The 15,370-nt window shown below is 58.7% G+C and carries 13 protein-coding genes and 1 pseudogene; 3 read left to right on the top strand and 11 right to left on the bottom strand.

Going from position 1 to position 15,370, the window contains the following annotated elements:
• Positions 1 to 19: 19 nt before the first annotated feature.
• The 4 genes from B9Z01_RS28585 to B9Z01_RS28570 all read right to left on the bottom strand — a co-directional run bounded on the left by B9Z01_RS28585 (position 20) and on the right by B9Z01_RS28570 (position 4,137).
• Positions 20 to 994 (bottom strand): ornithine cyclodeaminase family protein, encoded by a 975-nt coding sequence (locus B9Z01_RS28585; RefSeq protein WP_085488918.1) that lies wholly within the window; start codon positions 992 to 994, stop codon positions 20 to 22.
• Positions 995 to 1,215: 221 nt separating this feature from the next.
• Positions 1,216 to 2,538 (bottom strand): dicarboxylate/amino acid:cation symporter, encoded by a 1,323-nt coding sequence (locus tag B9Z01_RS28580; RefSeq protein WP_085488917.1) that lies wholly within the window; start codon positions 2,536 to 2,538, stop codon positions 1,216 to 1,218.
• Between the two features lie 24 nt (positions 2,539 to 2,562).
• A complete protein-coding gene (locus tag B9Z01_RS28575; protein ID WP_085488916.1) occupies positions 2,563 to 2,973 on the bottom strand; it encodes a RidA family protein in 411 nt (136 codons plus the stop codon).
• A gap of 123 nt (positions 2,974 to 3,096) precedes the next feature.
• Positions 3,097 to 4,137 (bottom strand): asparaginase, encoded by a 1,041-nt coding sequence (locus tag B9Z01_RS28570; RefSeq protein WP_143809096.1) that lies wholly within the window; start codon positions 4,135 to 4,137, stop codon positions 3,097 to 3,099.
• Positions 4,138 to 4,480: 343 nt separating this feature from the next.
• Here B9Z01_RS28570 and B9Z01_RS28565 point away from each other — a divergent pair, with 343 nt between their 5' ends.
• Complete coding sequence (locus B9Z01_RS28565) at positions 4,481 to 5,113, top strand: helix-turn-helix transcriptional regulator (RefSeq protein ID WP_085488914.1); 633 nt, start codon at positions 4,481 to 4,483, stop codon at positions 5,111 to 5,113.
• A gap of 121 nt (positions 5,114 to 5,234) precedes the next feature.
• Here B9Z01_RS28565 and B9Z01_RS28560 read toward each other — a convergent pair whose 3' ends face one another.
• Positions 5,235 to 6,365, bottom strand: coding sequence for a DSD1 family PLP-dependent enzyme (locus tag B9Z01_RS28560; protein WP_085488913.1), 1,131 nt, complete (start codon positions 6,363 to 6,365; stop codon positions 5,235 to 5,237).
• Positions 6,366 to 6,960: 595 nt separating this feature from the next.
• On the opposite strand from B9Z01_RS28560, the gene B9Z01_RS28555 reads away from it, so the two are divergent.
• On the top strand, positions 6,961 to 8,052 hold the full coding sequence (locus B9Z01_RS28555) for a branched-chain amino acid ABC transporter substrate-binding protein (protein WP_420814735.1): 1,092 nt from the start codon (positions 6,961 to 6,963) through the stop codon (positions 8,050 to 8,052).
• Positions 8,053 to 8,160: 108 nt separating this feature from the next.
• Here the strand turns inward: B9Z01_RS28555 and B9Z01_RS36435 are convergent.
• Positions 8,161 to 8,301, bottom strand: a pseudogene (locus B9Z01_RS36435) (integrase core domain-containing protein); the annotation flags it as partial.
• Positions 8,302 to 8,905: 604 nt separating this feature from the next.
• Between B9Z01_RS36435 and B9Z01_RS28545 the strand changes: the two are divergent.
• Positions 8,906 to 10,006, top strand: a complete 1,101-nt coding sequence (locus B9Z01_RS28545) for a porin (RefSeq protein ID WP_085488954.1) — start codon at positions 8,906 to 8,908, stop codon at positions 10,004 to 10,006.
• 79 nt (positions 10,007 to 10,085) lie between these two features.
• On the opposite strand, the gene B9Z01_RS28540 is transcribed toward B9Z01_RS28545, so the two are convergent.
• The 5 genes from B9Z01_RS28540 to B9Z01_RS28520 form a co-directional block, all read right to left on the bottom strand.
• A complete protein-coding gene (locus B9Z01_RS28540) occupies positions 10,086 to 10,541 on the bottom strand; it encodes a universal stress protein (protein WP_085488911.1) in 456 nt (151 codons plus the stop codon).
• A gap of 102 nt (positions 10,542 to 10,643) precedes the next feature.
• Positions 10,644 to 11,177 (bottom strand): VOC family protein, encoded by a 534-nt coding sequence (locus tag B9Z01_RS28535; protein WP_085488910.1) that lies wholly within the window; start codon positions 11,175 to 11,177, stop codon positions 10,644 to 10,646.
• 184 nt (positions 11,178 to 11,361) lie between these two features.
• Entirely contained in the window at positions 11,362 to 12,225 is an 864-nt protein-coding gene (locus tag B9Z01_RS28530; RefSeq protein ID WP_085488909.1) for a fumarylacetoacetate hydrolase family protein, read from the bottom strand.
• 620 nt (positions 12,226 to 12,845) lie between these two features.
• Positions 12,846 to 13,508, bottom strand: coding sequence for a GntR family transcriptional regulator (locus tag B9Z01_RS28525; RefSeq protein ID WP_244196180.1), 663 nt, complete (start codon positions 13,506 to 13,508; stop codon positions 12,846 to 12,848).
• A gap of 174 nt (positions 13,509 to 13,682) precedes the next feature.
• Positions 13,683 to 15,296 carry a bifunctional 3-(3-hydroxy-phenyl)propionate/3-hydroxycinnamic acid hydroxylase gene (locus tag B9Z01_RS28520; protein WP_085488907.1) on the bottom strand — a complete coding sequence of 538 codons (1,614 nt, stop codon included), beginning with the start codon at positions 15,294 to 15,296 and terminating at the stop codon, positions 13,683 to 13,685.
• Positions 15,297 to 15,370 lie beyond the last annotated feature (74 nt).

The following is a 15,370-nucleotide window of genomic DNA, read 5'->3' as shown; positions in this document are numbered from 1 at the left end:
TTTTGGGGCTGTAGGTGCACTACCACGGCCACGCTACGGTGGTGCCAGTGCCGTTGGCCAATGTGCCCGTGTATATCAGGCGGCTCACGGTGAGATCCTGCAAGGCAAGTCCTGTCATGTCGAAAACAGTAATGTCAGTGGGATCACGCTCAAAATGCATCTTGCCGTCGAGCAGATCGCCGAGTTCGACGCAGGCAAGCGTGGGATTCCACTGACATTCGCCAATTGCGCGAGCCTGTTCAGCGTCGTCCACCACAATACGTGCCCGCTCAAGAACGCCCGGCGGGAGTTCACGTTTGCCGGCCGTATCGGCACCCACACAGGTCAGGTGCGTCCCTGACTGAACAGCCTCAGCGGCGAACAGCGGGCCGCCACCCGGCGTCGCGGTAATCACTACGTCGCTGCTCGCCACGGCTTCGTTGCGTTCCTTGGCGAGTCGGATGGTGCATTGCTCGCGGAACTGGGCTTCGAAGCTTTCGTCGGTCTCGTTCGAGACGCTCACATAGCGCACGTCGCGCACTTCAGGAAGCGCGTTCAGCGCGTACGTCAGCTGGATTCTTGCCTGTACGCCAGTGCCGAAGATGCAAAGGCGCTGACTACTCTCCGGACGCGCCAGCGCTTTCAGACCCAGGCAGCCTGCTGCACCGGTGCGTGCTGTGGTAATGGCGTTACCGTCGAGAATTGCGAGCGGCCTGCCGGTGGCGGGATCTATCAGCATCACCGTCGCCTGATGGGGCTCACCACCAAGCTGCCGGTTGCCCGGCCAGAATCCAGCCGCCTTGAACCCAAGAAGGTCCTGACTTGCCACGGCGCCAGATTTGATTCCGAAGATTCCGCCGGTATGGAGCCTTTCTCTCACCACCGGAAATACGCGGCCGGCTCGCCGGCTATGGAGCACGAAGGCCTCCCGAACAGCGGCAAGAACGTCTTCGGTTTGCAGGGCGTATTCGACGGCATTCTTGTCGATCAGCAGAAGTTTTGCGTCAGCAGGCATGGCAGGAAATGGACACGTGGTAGAGACCGCCCTTGATGGGGAATGCCCCGGGGAAAGGGGCAGGCGCGGCGTCCGGTTTTTACATTCTGTCTATAAATATATTAAACGTCAATGCCGCTGCGTTTTATCGATGCGCTTCGGACATCCAATCGCCGCTACGCCGGTGGGTCGGCCGCGTAGCGGAGTCAAGCCGATGCAGCGCTATAAACACACAGGCCGTATCAGGTCCGGGACGTTTCGAAGCTGGTGCCGTTGGCGTCCGCCGGTTGCCGACTGCCTTCCTGCACGAGGGACGTCTGATGCGAGCCTGCGGCGCCAAGCTCACCTTCCCATTTGGCGATTACCGCCGTTGCAATACTATTGCCGAAGACGTTCGTCGCGGTTCGTCCCATGTCGAAGAATTGGTCAACGCCCATGACGAGCAGAAGTCCGGCCTCCGGCAGATGAAACATCGGAAGAATCGCCGCGACGACAACAAGTGATCCACGGGGAACCGCAGCCATGCCCTTGCTGCTCACCATCAGGACTAGCAGCATCGTGATCTGCTGTCCGACCGACATGTGGACGTTGAACGCCTGGGCAACGAAGATCGCGGCAAATGCCTGGTAGATCATCGACCCATCGAGATTGAACGAATATCCGAGTGGCAATACGAAACCAACAAGCCGCTTGTGCACACCGAAATCCTGCAGTGTTTCAATGAGTCTCGGATAGGCCGCCTCACTGCTGGCTGTCGAGAAAGCGATCATCATCGGCTCTCGCACCATCTTGAGGAGTTCGGGCATTCGCCGACCCAGAATTGAGCGGCCGGCAACATAAAGAACGATCCACATGGTAAGGAGTGCAACGTAGAACCATCCGATCAGCTTGCCATATGTAACGAGCACATCCAGTCCCTGCACCGTCACGACGCCGGCGATCGCAGCGAAGATTCCGAGAGGCGCAAAAGACATGACAGCGTTGGTCACGAGCAGCATCACATCCATTAATCCGTCTATCGAGCGCTTCAAAAACTGTCCGGCCGGCGTACCCGACACCTTGCCAAGCGCGACGCCGAAGAACAGCGAAAACACGAGTATTTGCATGATCTCGTTGTTCGCCATCGCCTCAGCGATGCTCTTCGGGAACATGTGGGTGAAGAAGTCCCTCAGGTTGAATCCCGTCTGAAGATTGACTGTGGCGTTTGCACTGGGCAGCGGCAGGTTCATGCTCGTGCCGGGCTGGGTGACATTCACGAATAGCAGACCAATGCTCAGCGAAAGGAGAGACGCGATGATGAACCACCCCACGGCTCGAATTCCAATCCTGCCAATTGCTTTCCCGCTGTCCATACTGGCGACGCCGGAAACAAGCGTCGCGAATACGAGCGGTGCGATGATCATCTTGATCAAGCGCAGAAAAATCTCGGTGACGATGGCGAGGTTCGCGGCAATTGCGTTGGCGGCACGGCTATCGGGTGCCATCTGATGGCAGGCATATCCGACCGCCACGCCGAGAACCATGCTGATCATGATCCAGCGTGTCAGTTTTCCTTGGGTCTTCATGATGGTGGTTCCTCCAGCGGTGCGTCAGACCGAAGGGGCCAAGGCGACTGCCTCGACCTCGACACTAACGCCGTAATGCAGGTGGGAAACGCCGGCAACGGCGCGAGCGGGGCGGTGATCGCCAATCCAGGCTGTGTACAGGCGATCGAAATCAGGCCAGGATTTGATGTCCGTGACATAGACGCGCACCTGTACAAGGCTCGTGCGTGTGACACCGGCTTGCTTCAGGCAGCCATCGACATTTTCGAGCACCTGTTCCACTTGCTCCTCGAACGTGTGGCCCTGCAGGGGCAGGCCCGCAGGATTCACCGGCAACTGGCCGGAAATATGGACGAGCCCCGCCGCGATGCAGACGTGCGAGTAGTGCCCAGCGGGCGGTGCGATCTCGGTGCTGTTGGCGCATTGAATTGCACCGTCCGTTTTCTGACCAGACATTTCGTAATCCTTATGTTTGACTATGGTGTTTAGGATGAATAGAGCCACTTCACGACATGGAAACGCCCGAGCGGCCCTTGGTCAATAGCTGCTTGGCCTCACGACTTGAGCGTGAGTTCGGGATCAGTATGTCGTCGCAAAAGCCTGCTGAACCTTGTCCGGCGCAGTCACGCCGTTTGCAACGAGAAGCTGTACCAATACACGAGCCTTCTGCGCGTTGAGGTCGTATGAAACGACGAAGCCGTTCTGGTCGTCCGGAACCTCGACGTTTCGATTGACAAATCCCGATACGACTCGCGTCGACCGCACCACAACGATTCCCTTTTTGACAGCACGTTCGAGCGCATCAAGTGCCTCTTTGGAAGTGTTCCCGTCACCGTCCCCCGCGAGAACAATCCCCTTCGCACCGTCCTTCACCGCATTATCGATCTGGGTTGCATCCATGTTGCTATGCGCGTACACAATCTCGACTCGTGGGAGCGGAGGGTTGGCGGGAAGCGCGTACGCCTGATGTTCCCGTGCCATGACCGGAAAAAGGAATCGAACCGCTGCCGGGTCCACGTAGCCGATGGGGCCGGCATTCGGCGACATGAAGGTTTGAACCGAAGTGGTGTTCGATTTCGTGGCCCAGCGCGGTGCCTGAATCGTATCGTTCATCACCACCATCACGCCGCGCCCGGTCGACTGCGGGCTCGCCGCGACTTTTACGGCCTCGTACAGATTAGCCGGGCCGTCGGCGCCTGGCTCGCTTCCCGAGCGCATCGAACCGACCAGGACAACCGGCTTGTGCGAGTGGAGAACGTTTTGAAGAAAGAACGCTGTCTCCTCGAGCGTATCGGTTCCATGCGTGATGACGACTCCATCCGCCTCGTTGCGATCGAAGATTTCCTTGATCCGCTTCGCAAGCTGGAACCAGATCTTGTCGTTCATATCCTGCGAGCCGACATTCGAGATCTGCTCAGCCTTGATGTTTGCCAGCTTGTCGAGTCCGGGAACACTGGCGACGAGCTGGTCGCCCGTCAAGCCACCCGCGTTGTAACCGATCGCGGACCTGGTATCAGGGACGGCGGCGATCGTTCCGCCAGTGGCGAGGACAATAATGCGCGGGCGCGCGATCGCATTGTCCTGCGATTGGGTCGCATGTTGAGCTTCATTGGCCGCCATCGACGCAGTGGGGCAGAGAAGGGATGTCAGCAGCGCGGTGCTGGCCGCAAGGAGGGTTGCCAGGCGAAGTCCAGTGTTTGTTGCCATGATTTTGGGTGTCTCCGAAATTGAATATGCTTGCAGCGCTCGACCACTCTGCGACAGCAGGGGGAACGGGATGCGGTTGCCGGCGATTCGCTAGCGCGACAGGCCGGATGTCCGGTTGATTGGACTAGACGAAATGTACAATGATGGATAAAAAGTGCAACAAGGGTTATCACTGCCTTCGCTAGTGCAATCGGCACAGGGTCGGTTTTGTGCGAGAATCTGAACAGTTCTGTTAAGTCTGGATAAATCGTCAACCATGGCAAAGAAAAAGGCGAACTCCGAGCAGGAGTCGTTGCTGGAACAGATCCAGTGCATCGCGCAGGGGTTGGGCGAAATGTTTGCGCCCTTTACCGAGGTTGTCGTGCATGACCTTCGCACGCCCAAAAATGCGATTCTGACTATCCATAACAACCTGTCGGGTCGATCTGTTGGCGATCCCGCGACCGAGCTTGGGCTGGCGCGGATTGCGGACGACGACTATCCGCAGATCCTTTCCAACTACCCAAACCGCTTTTCCGACGGCCGTACGGCGAAGAGCACATCCATCGGCATCAAGGATTCCGGCGGGCATTACATTGCGGCTCTGTGCCTCAATGTTGACGTGTCGCTCTTTCGCGGGATCCAGGCGATCCTGGGGCAATTCTGTCTTACGGATAGCGCACCGATGAAGGAATCGCTGGATCCTGCGAGCGCAGACGCGATTCGTGAACGTATTGACCGGTTTGCGGTGAATCTGGCAACTACGCCGCGCCTGCTGAAGGCCGAGCAGCGGAGGGAGTTGATGCAGGAGTTGAAGGGGGAAGGGTATCTTGAGGTCCGCAAGGCGATGGATGTGATCTCCCAGCACCTCGGCGTCTCGCGGGCGACTGTCTATAACGACGTCCGCTAGAGCAGGTACCCCTGAATTAAAAAGGGAGAAACACGTACCAGCCTCGCATAGGCGTGCGAGATCGTTTTAGCCTGAAGCCGACGGGCGCGGGAGCGCCAATCGACTTCGGAGGGGGCACGGCTTACCAGCCGTAGAAGCGGGGCCATGTTTCAGCCGTGCCGTCTTCGGCGATTGCCTGATATTCAGGGTGCTGTGCTCCGGTCGCGCAGGCGTGATTCGGCAGAATGCGAAGCCGCGTCCCGATCGGAAAATGCTTTGCAATATCCCGGTCGACGGAACCAATACGAGAGATGACGCCGTGCTCCTGGTTTGCGCTGCTCAATACGTAATCGCTGAGGGGAGCGCCGTTCTTTGAACACACAAGGCCGTATCCGAAATCGTGTTGCTGCCGCTGCGTGCCGCGATCCCGACTCATCGCCATCCAGCCGGCGTCCACGATGGCCCACCCTTTGTCCTCCTGGTGACCGATAACCGTCGTCAGTACGCTGAGTGCGATGTCTGCCGTGCCGCAGACGCCGACATTGTGCATCACAAGATCGAACATCACGTAGACACCGGCCCGCACTTCGGTGACACCCTCGAGGCGCTCGGCCGAAAGCGCGGTGGGGGTCGAGCCGATGCTGACGACGGGGCACGTCAAGCCCGCAGCGCGAAGCCGTTCAGCCGCCCGGACAGCACCGGCTCGCTCCTGTTCTGCGATGCGAACCAGGTCCTCGTGCTTGCTGTATTCGTAGCTCGACCCTGCGTGAGCGAGGACGCCGCCAAGGTTCATTCCACCGCCGACAAGGGCACGCCCCACGGTGATCAGCAGATCGTCTTCAGGAGCGATACCGGAGCGGTGCCCATCGACATCGACCTCGATCCATACTTCGAACACGGCTCCGTGATCGCGTCCGAAAGCCGCGATAGCTTCGGCCGATTGTATGCTGTCGGCAATGATCTTCAGATCGCAGCCTTGCCGGCGCAACGCTAGCGCCTGGGGCAGCTTCGTGGGGATCATCCCGACCGCATATACGATGTCGCTGACTCCATTCGCAAAGAACTGCTCTGCTTCTTTCAGCGTAGAGACCGTAATGCCCCTGGCGCCAGCAGCGACTTGGGCGCGAACGATCGGCTCGCACTTTGTCGTCTTGACGTGCGGGCGGAAGCTCGCGCCAAGCGAATCGAGCCGGCGTTGCATGCGTTCGATATTGCGGGACATACGGCCAACGTCAACCAGCGCTGCGGGAGTATTCAGTTCGTCAATGTTCATCAGAAGGACCTTCGGTTTGCCCGCGCTGCACACGTGCACAATGCGGCGTTGATCTGGATGAAAGGACTATATGTCGAATGGCTCCGCCCGTGATTAACGGTATCTGAAGTTATCGTTAAGACTTCGTTAATGACGCGCCTGACTTCGAGTTACGTGGCCTGGCGGCAAGGGTTCGGAGAATGGATATCTGTCAGTGTTCTGCGAAGAATCCTCGGGAAAGATTGATGGGCGAATCGATCGCCACGTCCTTTCCGCACGCCACTTCAGCCGGGTCGAGCGTGCGAGGGCGGCGCCTCTGCAAGCTGTCGTTCGATGCGGACCGGCCATTAAACCGTATTTAATGATCGATTTACAAGCCGTTAAGCACAAGAAATTTAAGGCTACCTATATTCGGCTCGCCAGCAGTGGTTTCCGGAGTTGTCATCCTTGATTCAGGACCATGGCTGGTCGTTCGTTGGAACGGAATCTACTGACGGCATGCCGAGCGAAGTTATCGCTGGGATGCCCATGTCCATGCTACGGGTAGCATCTCGTGGGAGATATCTTCATGAAACAGACAGCAGCACTATTACGCCTTTGCGCCGTTGCTCTCGCTATGGCGGGCATTCAAACCGCCAAAGCCGACGAAGTCGTGAAGATCGGCCATGCGGCGCCATTAACCGGCGAAGTTGCTCACCTCGGTAAAGACGAAGAAAACGGAGCGCGGCTTGCCGTGGAGGAATTCAACAAGAAGGGGCTCGTTATCGGAGGCAGGAAGATCACGCTGCAACTCGATGCCCAGGACGACGCCGCCGATCCGCGTACCGCGACTCAGGTCGCCCAGAAACTGGTTGACGATCACGTCGTCGCAGTCGTAGGGCATCTGAACTCGGGATGCTCCATCCCTGCCTCGCGCATATACAACGAAGCTGGGGTGCTGGAGATTTCACCCGCATCCACCAATCCGCAGTATACCCAGCAGGGGTTCAAGTCAACGTACCGGCTCGTCGCGACCGATGCACAGCAGGGCCCTGCGTTAGCTGAGTACGCACAGAAAGTACTGCATGCAAAATCGGTGGCCATTGTGGACGACTCGACTGCCTATGGCCAGGGTCTCGCGAATGAATTCGAGAAGACCGCGAAGGCTGGGGGCGTAACGGTGGTGAGTCATGATGCGACCAACGACAAGGCCACTGACTTCAGGGCAATCCTGACGAAGATCAAGGGTGAGCGTCCAGACGCAATCATGTACGGCGGTGAAGACGCTACGGGCGGTCCGTTCGCGAAGCAGGCGTCCCAGCTGGGGTTGAGCATGAGGGTGCTGGCGGGCGACGGAGTCTGCACAGGCAAGCTCCCTGATCTCGCGGGCGACGCCGCGAAGAACGTGATCTGTTCTCAACCCGGGATGCCGGTGGATCAAATGAAGGGAGGTGCGGCATTTCAGAAGGCCTATGAGGCACGCTTCCATCAACCCATCGAGCTGTATGCTCCGTTCGCTTATGACTCGGTTGGTATCATTGTCGCTGCGATGAAGCGGGCAGACTCCACTGATCCGTCGAAGGTACTCGCCGCGATGTCCGGTAGCGACTACAACGGTGTGATAGGCGATGTCAGATTTGACGACAAGGGCGATCTGCGTGAACCGGTGATTACGCTCTACGACTACAAGGGCGGCAAGAAATCGACTCTGTCTGTCCAGAAGATGTGAGTCGTATCCCTAACAGTCAGCAGGCTCGAGACTTTCACACAGTCGGTAGACGGATGCGGGGTCGCTCGGTTGACAGAGCGACCCCGCCGATGACTCTGTTATCAGTGGCCACTGCTCAATGAACACGTTGGCTTCGGCGCGGCTGCCGAACCATTCGCGATTCAGTAGTTCGACGCTCAGTGTGCCATTGAAGCTTTCGGCGAAGCCGTTTTGCCATGTGCTACCGGGCGTGACGAAGGCCGGGCCGATAGGCACCAGCACGTCTTGCGAGCGCCGACCTAAATCGCCAGGCATTCCTGCGTGTATTCATTGTAGTTCAGGCGTCTAGTGCAGAAGGACCGTTGTCGTGTTGGGCACGCAGGCGCGTCACTCGCCACACCCTATCTCGTCCCACGGCAGGCCGCCATGTGCAAATGACGCGGCGACCTTGCCGCCGAAGTCGTGCGGCTGGTGCCTGGGTCACCTTCTTTGTCCAGTCCTGACCAGCGTCTTGCGAGTCGACGTCAGGCACGCCGCAGGACTCTCGACCGAGACGCCTGCAAAGCCTTCGCTTCATCTGCTCTCCCGAGGGCCTACGCCGCCTTACGCTCGCCACCTGGCGATCAGAACCATTCGTGCTTGCGCTGACCGCAAGAGTTTCCACCTTGTGACAGACGCGGACGGCAAGACGAAGGTGTCCCATCACGGGCGTGTAAACACCTATCCCTTTCTGGCTACATAGGCCTTGGCTTATACGCACATTTGATTGAATATACATAAAAATAAAAAGAATGCATAAAATAGGATCGGGCATTTACAGCATAGGTCATTGGAGGTAGTCAACTCGAAGGAGACGATGGTGAGGAAGGGGATCATGACCACGGCGGTAGTCGTGGCTGCAGGTCTTGGTGTTGCGCCTCGGGCGCAAGCGCAAAGCAGCGTGACGATGTGGGGCACGCTGGATTTGGGCATTTCATACATCAGTAATATTGGAGGCCACTCTGTATGGAGAATGGACAACGTCGACTTGCCAAATCTGCTGGGGTTCAGTGGCAGCGAAGACCTCGGCAACGGCACGCATGCGATTTTCAGGTTGGTGACGCAGTTTGGGGTCAATGGAAATATTCTCGCGTTGCCGAACAACGGAAGTGAGTCTGGAACGGGGCTTTTCGCGGAAAACGCCTGGGTCGGATTGGATAACGAGCGATACGGCAAGCTCACGCTCGGCCGGCAGTACGATTTCATGATGGACACCTTGTATTCCGACGTTGGCGCCGATGCGGCGCGGTACGGAGGTGGCTATTATCAATATCGGGACGGCCCGTTCGGCAACCTGGCTATTCCCGGATCTCCGCCTGGCGATGGGTCGTACCGTTTCGACCATATGGGTGCCGATACGGCATTGGACAATGTGGTCAAATACACGAGCCCACTCATCGATGGTTTGCGGTTCGGGGGAATGTATGCCTTTGGCGGCACAGCGGGCGATTTTCGTGAAAACAGTGCGGACAGTTTCGGTTTGAGCTACAGCTTCAAACCATTTGCTGTTGGCGTGGCATACACGGATATCCGCTACGCGACGTTGCTCGGCGATAGCGTTCGCAATATCGGTGTGGGCGCGAGCTATAACACTCCGAAACTGCTATTAACCGCGCTCTTCACGAATACGCTCAATACGCTAAATGGGGCGATGGTGAACGCTGTTGAAGTCGGGGCGCTTTACTTCGTTGTTCCGTCGTTCTCCACGAGCCTTGCCTACACTTATATGTGGGGCAATGCCGTGGTGGATCACAATCACGCAAACCAACTGGATGCTGTCTTCAAATACCACCTGTCCAAGCGAACCGCAGTCTATGTGCAGGCCGTCTATCAAATCACCAACTCTGGTGCGAACGCGTTGATCAACGGAACGTTCGGCTCGTCGAGTGGAAATACGCAATTCATTGGCCGGATCGGCATGCAAACGACGTTCTGAAGAAAGGCAGTCGGTGAGGCGGTTCGCTGCCTCGCCGATATTGAGGCGGGAGTCGCAACACTCGTGTGAAGGAAACCGATTATCGGTCGCTCGCAGACCCGGCGCAAGCGACGAGAATACTGCAGGAGACGCGATCTAGCAGGGGGGCGTGTCCGGAGCCGCTCCACCATCGTGAGAGGTTCTTGCGGCAGCGATGGCCGACCACGATCAGATCGACCTGCAATCTGTTTGCGTATCGGGCTATGACGTCTATAGGGTTGCCGAAGGCATAGTGCCCTTGTACGTCAAGTCCCCACTCCGCCATCAATTGCTCGACACCGTCACTCAGAATAGATTTCGCATCCTGTTCGAACTGGTCACAGACGACATCGAATACCAGGCCGGCGCTTTGACCGATTCGGGAGTGGAGATCGAGCACGGATAGCAGGTGAGTCTCGGTGTTGAACTGGACAGCGAGTTCAGCGCCTTGGTGCAGCGCCTTTCTTCCCTCGAGCGTGGCGTCATAGCAGAGCAAGATTTTTTTGTAGATGCTCATGGTTCGATCTCGGGATGACGTTGTTGGTATGTCCACGTCGCCTGTCTCTGTTGACGAGTGGTTTTTCTCTACATCGTAGCGACACCGGGCTGATCCTGCACTTCAAAGGCGATTGAACCGGGACTGCCATTCCTCAACGGGCATGAAAGTCGGATCGGCACGGCAGATTCGCTCGGTTTCTGCCCAGATGTCGCCATCGGGGCGTTCGAGATCGAGCGGGTCGCCGTGGGGCTGTGCGACGTACCATGGCGTATCCAGGTAGACCTCGACGGTATTGTCCTCGGGGTCGTTGAAGTAGATCGACAATGCGTTGCCGTGATTTAGACCTCTCATTTTCGAGGCGCCATGAGCAACTGCACCATGCCTTACCTCACGCAACTCGGCCAAGCTCCGCACTTTGAATGAGATTTGCATGACGGTGCTCTGGGCTCCCTCCGCGCGAGAAGATGCCAAAGCGAGCTGGTGATGCTGGCGCGGTGAGGAGCTCAAAAAGGCTATTTCGTATGGCATCGTATGGCCTTGTCCGCGATCGGTGACTGTCAGACCGAAGACGCTGGTGTAAAAGGCGACCATATGATCGAGGTCTCGGCAAAAGACCCCGAAATGAGAGATCTGTGGTGTTGCAGCACTGGACATGCTTGTGGCTCCTGGTGGTCAAGGCACTAGCGCTAGCTGCATTGACGCGATGAAGACGGGCGGAGGATATCTGTGAAACCTGAGGCGTCCTCGGCGGTCAAGGCGCACAGTCTCGGCTGTGCGCCCGATATTGCTGATCGGGCCGCTGGACCCGGGAACAAACGCTGTGAACGCCGAGCGTTGCTCAGTCTTGTTCTACGACCAGGTTGCGAAGTGTGCCGACAGATTCAATCTCGACCTCGACGACGTCGCCCGGGTTCATGTAGCGTGGCGGCTTGCGGCCCAGGCCGACTCCGGATGGAGTCCCCGTCACAATGACGTCGCCTGGTACCAGGGTGAAGATAGTCGACGCATACGCAATGAGTTGGGGAACCGAAAAAATCAGGTGACTCGTATCGCTGGACTGAACGACTTCGCCATTGAGCCGGGTTAGCAGCTTAAGGGGGCGACCCGGAGCGATTTCGTCCGCGGTGACCATCCACGGGCCGAAGGCTCCGGTGCCCTCGAAGTTCTTCCCGGCAGCGATCTGCTTGGCGTGAAATTGCCACTCGCGCACACTGGCGTCGTTATAAACGCTGTAGCCCGCCACGTGATTCCACGCATCTGCCTCGGCAATATCGCGGCCGCCGACGCCGATGATGACCGCAAGCTCACCTTCCCAGTCGAGCGTATCGGAGCAGTGCGGCTTGACGATGGGTTGATTATGAGCGACTTGTGAGCGCCACACGCGAAGGAAGATGGGGGGGAACTCGGACAGATCCCGGTTCAGCCCGGCAGCCACGGCCTCGTTGTGGTGATCGAGATAGTTGCGCACCGCGCACACGATCTTCTCTGCGCGTGGGATGACCGGAAGGTACTCGATTTCCTCAAGTGCGGCGATCACGGGTCGACCTTCTACGTGTTCGGCCGCATCGAGATACGCGCCGCATGCGATGTAGTCAGCCAGAGTGCGTACATCTGCGCGCCAGTTCGAGAGGTCAACCACGCCGTCGTCCACGACGGCCCCGAATGCTTCGCGGCCGGCAATGCGAAAAGAAAGAAGTTTCACTGTCGTTGCTCCACGTGTTCCATAGTTAACTATCAAGGCAGCTCGAAAAGCTGTTCCTGTGCATAAAAATACTATATATGCACAAAATATTCGGCTAGCGTTTACCCGCGTTCGTGGTGCCATGCTGCAAGACCGGTATTCGTCGACCGGTCGAGCGGGGCGATCGAGGACGCGCTGTGACGGCGGCTGTGTCGTATGGGCAGGGCGCAGGTGGCACAAGTACGTTGGTGCCGCGCGTAAGGCGACTGCCTCGGGAAGAACGTTCTGATGGCGATCAGCGTGGGGGGCGGGCGTGGGGCGTCGGCTGTCCTCGCGTTCGGGACAGAGGTGCGGACCGGTTGATCAGCAGAATGGGCGAGGGAGGAGGGCTGTAACGAGCCGCCGCTGAAGGGCGTTCAGGCGAACCAGGACATCCAGTTATTATTTTCTTTAGTAGGAATGCGAATGGATGAGCTAGCCACGAGAGGCGATTGCCGCATCTTGCTCGTCGCACCGGGTTGACCGCGCAGTTATGGAATCCTTGGGGCGCGACAGTGGATGTGTCAATGAGTTGTCCCGGCACCAGTCGGCCGATCTCGTCTCTGCGTTCAAATTGACGGCGCGTCGCGCAGTTGCCTGAACTACTGGACGGTGGCCAACTGCTGCTCAAGCGCGGCTACGACACGGCCCAGCGTGCCCTCGATATGCTTGCGCTGAATCCGCGCGGCCTTGTCCGCGTCGCGGTCGATAGCGGCTTTCATCAAGAGTTCGTGTTCACTGCTCTTGTGCCGCGGCTCGGTTCGATGCAGCGCAGAATAGCGGCGGTAGCGCTCGGCACGATCGAAAAGAGATTCGACCATGCCTCTCAGCAACGTACACGGCGTGGCCGAAAGCAGCGCTATATGGAAAGCGCGGTGTCGTTCGGACCAGTCGTCGTCCAGCACCACCGGACCAGAACCGAGGCGCTTCTCGACCAGACTCAGGCGGTGAAACGCGGTTAGCACGGCGACCTCCCACTCCTCGTCGCCATGTTCGATCGAGTCGGTCAGCGCCTCGTGTTCGAGCAGTACACGAAGGCGCGTAATGTCCCTGAAGTCGTCGATGCTGATGGGCGCGACCCAGAATCCGCGATTCTCTGTCGCTTGCACGATGCCGTCCTGCGCCAGCCGGTTCAGGGCCTCACGAATCGGCGAGCTGCTGAGCCCGTATGCCTTCGAAAGGCTTTCGACCTTCAGTCGGGTGCCGGGCTCGAGTTCACATCGGATGATGGACGTCTTCATCCGGGCGAACGCGACATCGATCAACGGAACACCATTCGAGGCAAGCGTCGAGTCCATAGGCGTAGGTATACAACGGGTTGTCAATACGTCAATTTTATGCGCAAAACCTCGATATATGCAAGGTAAGAGTATCTTGCCGCGGGAGCGAAAAGGGGCGAAGCGCGCAGTCGCCCTGCACCCCAAGGTGTCGTTGGCCGTTCAGGAGCAAGCGGCGGAGAGTGGGCTTTCCTGCGGCTTTTCGGCTCGAAGTGCGGCGACCAGTTCGCGGATCAACGCTCCGGCATCTTCAGGTTTGCGGCAGGCGCCGAACACATAATGATCGGGCCGGGCAATCACGGCACCGCAGTCATGCCGGCGCATCCAGTCGCCCAGCACGCCGTTGACGTCTTGCAGGGTGTAGGGCGGTGCGCTGCTCGCGGGCGGCTCGGTCCCGACGAGGACTAGTTCGAGCGGCAGGTCTCGCAGTGCGTCGCATTCGCGCGCGATCTGTGCGACGAAGGCGGCGTCTGCGTCAGCGCTGATGGCGAGCCGGAATGTCGCTCCCGTCACTTCGTCGAGCAGGCATTCACGTCCGTCCGGCATCCTGACGAGCGGTTGGGGAAGCAACTGGCCGCGCGGCCCGTGATGCGATGAAGAGAGGAAGCCGGCGCCCAGTCCGGGAATCAGCGATTGCCGCACGGTACCACCGGGATTGGCTGCCATCTCGGCAAGCAGGCGTTCGTCGCGTTGGCGTGCAGCGGCTGGGTCGCGCTCGCAGATCATCTTGCCCAGCGTCTTGGAAACGAGTGTGGTCTGCTTGACATGGGGGAGCCGCTCCGCCTGATAGGTGTCGAGCAGCGCAGGGGCGGCCATACCGCGCCTGACGAGTGCGAGTTTCCAGATGAGATTGGCTGCGTCGCGAATGCCTTGGCACATGCCTTGGGCCAGGAACGGCGGCGTCATATGAGCGGCATCACCGAGGAAGAACACGCGACCGGAGCGCCAGTTGTGCAGGACTAGCGCATGGAAGCGATAGGAGGAGGCACGCCAGATTTCGTATTCGTCGTCATCGAGCCAGCGCGAGACGAGCTGGCGAACGAACGCGGGCTCCATGACCTGAGCGGGTGTTTCGCCGGGATTGATCATGAACTCCCAGCGCCGGAGCTGCCCGGGGCCGACGATAAAGGTGCAGGGTCGGGCGATCTCGCAGTACTGGACGTTGGTCGCGGGCAGGTTCTCGCCGCATCCTTCTTTCAGCAGGATATCGACCACCAGCCAGGGTTCGTCGAAATCGAGATCTTCCATGTCGAATCCGAGCTGTGTGCGGATCGGACTCGTTCCACCGTCGCAGGCAAGCACGTAATCGGCGTGGTAGACGCGCTGGCCGGCTGAGGCCTCGAGGACCGTAACCGACGCCCCATCGTCGCCGGAGTGGACTACCTCGACCGCCACACCGAGCTTGACCGTTACCGATGGGAAGCTGGCCAGATGTGCGCGCAGCGAGCTTTCGATCTGAGGTTGCTTGAACGCGTAGTTGGGAGCCCAGCCGAGCTGGAAGGGGGGCTCGTTTGCCTTGATGTGGAGGATCACACTCGAATCGGTCGTCTGGAATATTGAGGACCGGTACGGCATCACGTAGGGTGCAATTTTCTCGCTGAGTCCAAGATTGTCGAAGATGCGCATGACTTCCTGGTCGAAGCCCATTGCGCGTGGCTTGTCGAAGATCGTCAGGGACTTCTCCAGCACAAGGGTGCGCAGTCCGGCCTGGCCAGCCAGATTGGCCGCCACGGCACCAACCGGTCCAAGGCCGACAATAATCAGATCAAAGTTCATCTCTCCTCCATGGTGAATGCTGGGCGCCGGTGCACACGCACGGGGTGCGTGTGTCGTGCGGAGCCTGGCTGCCT

The sequence above is a fragment of the Paraburkholderia susongensis genome, assembly GCF_900177725.1.
In the GTDB taxonomy this organism is placed as follows: Bacteria; Pseudomonadota; Gammaproteobacteria; order Burkholderiales; family Burkholderiaceae; genus Paraburkholderia; species Paraburkholderia susongensis.
The sequence above is the reverse complement of the archived record's forward strand: the minus strand, read 5'-3'. Positions and strand labels throughout refer to the sequence as shown.

Excerpts from the sequence above, each read along its gene's own strand:
- B9Z01_RS28565 (WP_085488914.1), top strand. The coding sequence starts at position 4,481 with ATGGCAAAGAAAAAGGCGAACTCCGAGCAGGAGTCGTTGCTGGAACAG.
- B9Z01_RS28560 (WP_085488913.1), bottom strand. The coding sequence starts at position 6,365 with ATGAACATTGACGAACTGAATACTCCCGCAGCGCTGGTTGACGTTGGC.
- B9Z01_RS28555 (WP_420814735.1), top strand. The coding sequence starts at position 6,961 with ATGGCGGGCATTCAAACCGCCAAAGCCGACGAAGTCGTGAAGATCGGC.
- B9Z01_RS28545 (WP_085488954.1), top strand. The coding sequence starts at position 8,906 with ATGACCACGGCGGTAGTCGTGGCTGCAGGTCTTGGTGTTGCGCCTCGG.
- B9Z01_RS28540 (WP_085488911.1), bottom strand. The coding sequence starts at position 10,541 with ATGAGCATCTACAAAAAAATCTTGCTCTGCTATGACGCCACGCTCGAG.
- B9Z01_RS28575 (WP_085488916.1), bottom strand. The coding sequence starts at position 2,973 with ATGTCTGGTCAGAAAACGGACGGTGCAATTCAATGCGCCAACAGCACC.
- B9Z01_RS28585 (WP_085488918.1), bottom strand. The coding sequence starts at position 994 with ATGCCTGCTGACGCAAAACTTCTGCTGATCGACAAGAATGCCGTCGAA.
- B9Z01_RS28580 (WP_085488917.1), bottom strand. The coding sequence starts at position 2,538 with ATGAAGACCCAAGGAAAACTGACACGCTGGATCATGATCAGCATGGTT.
- B9Z01_RS28520 (WP_085488907.1), bottom strand. The coding sequence starts at position 15,296 with ATGAACTTTGATCTGATTATTGTCGGCCTTGGACCGGTTGGTGCCGTG.
- B9Z01_RS28570 (WP_143809096.1), bottom strand. The coding sequence starts at position 4,137 with ATGGCGGCCAATGAAGCTCAACATGCGACCCAATCGCAGGACAATGCG.
- B9Z01_RS28535 (WP_085488910.1), bottom strand. The coding sequence starts at position 11,177 with ATGTCCAGTGCTGCAACACCACAGATCTCTCATTTCGGGGTCTTTTGC.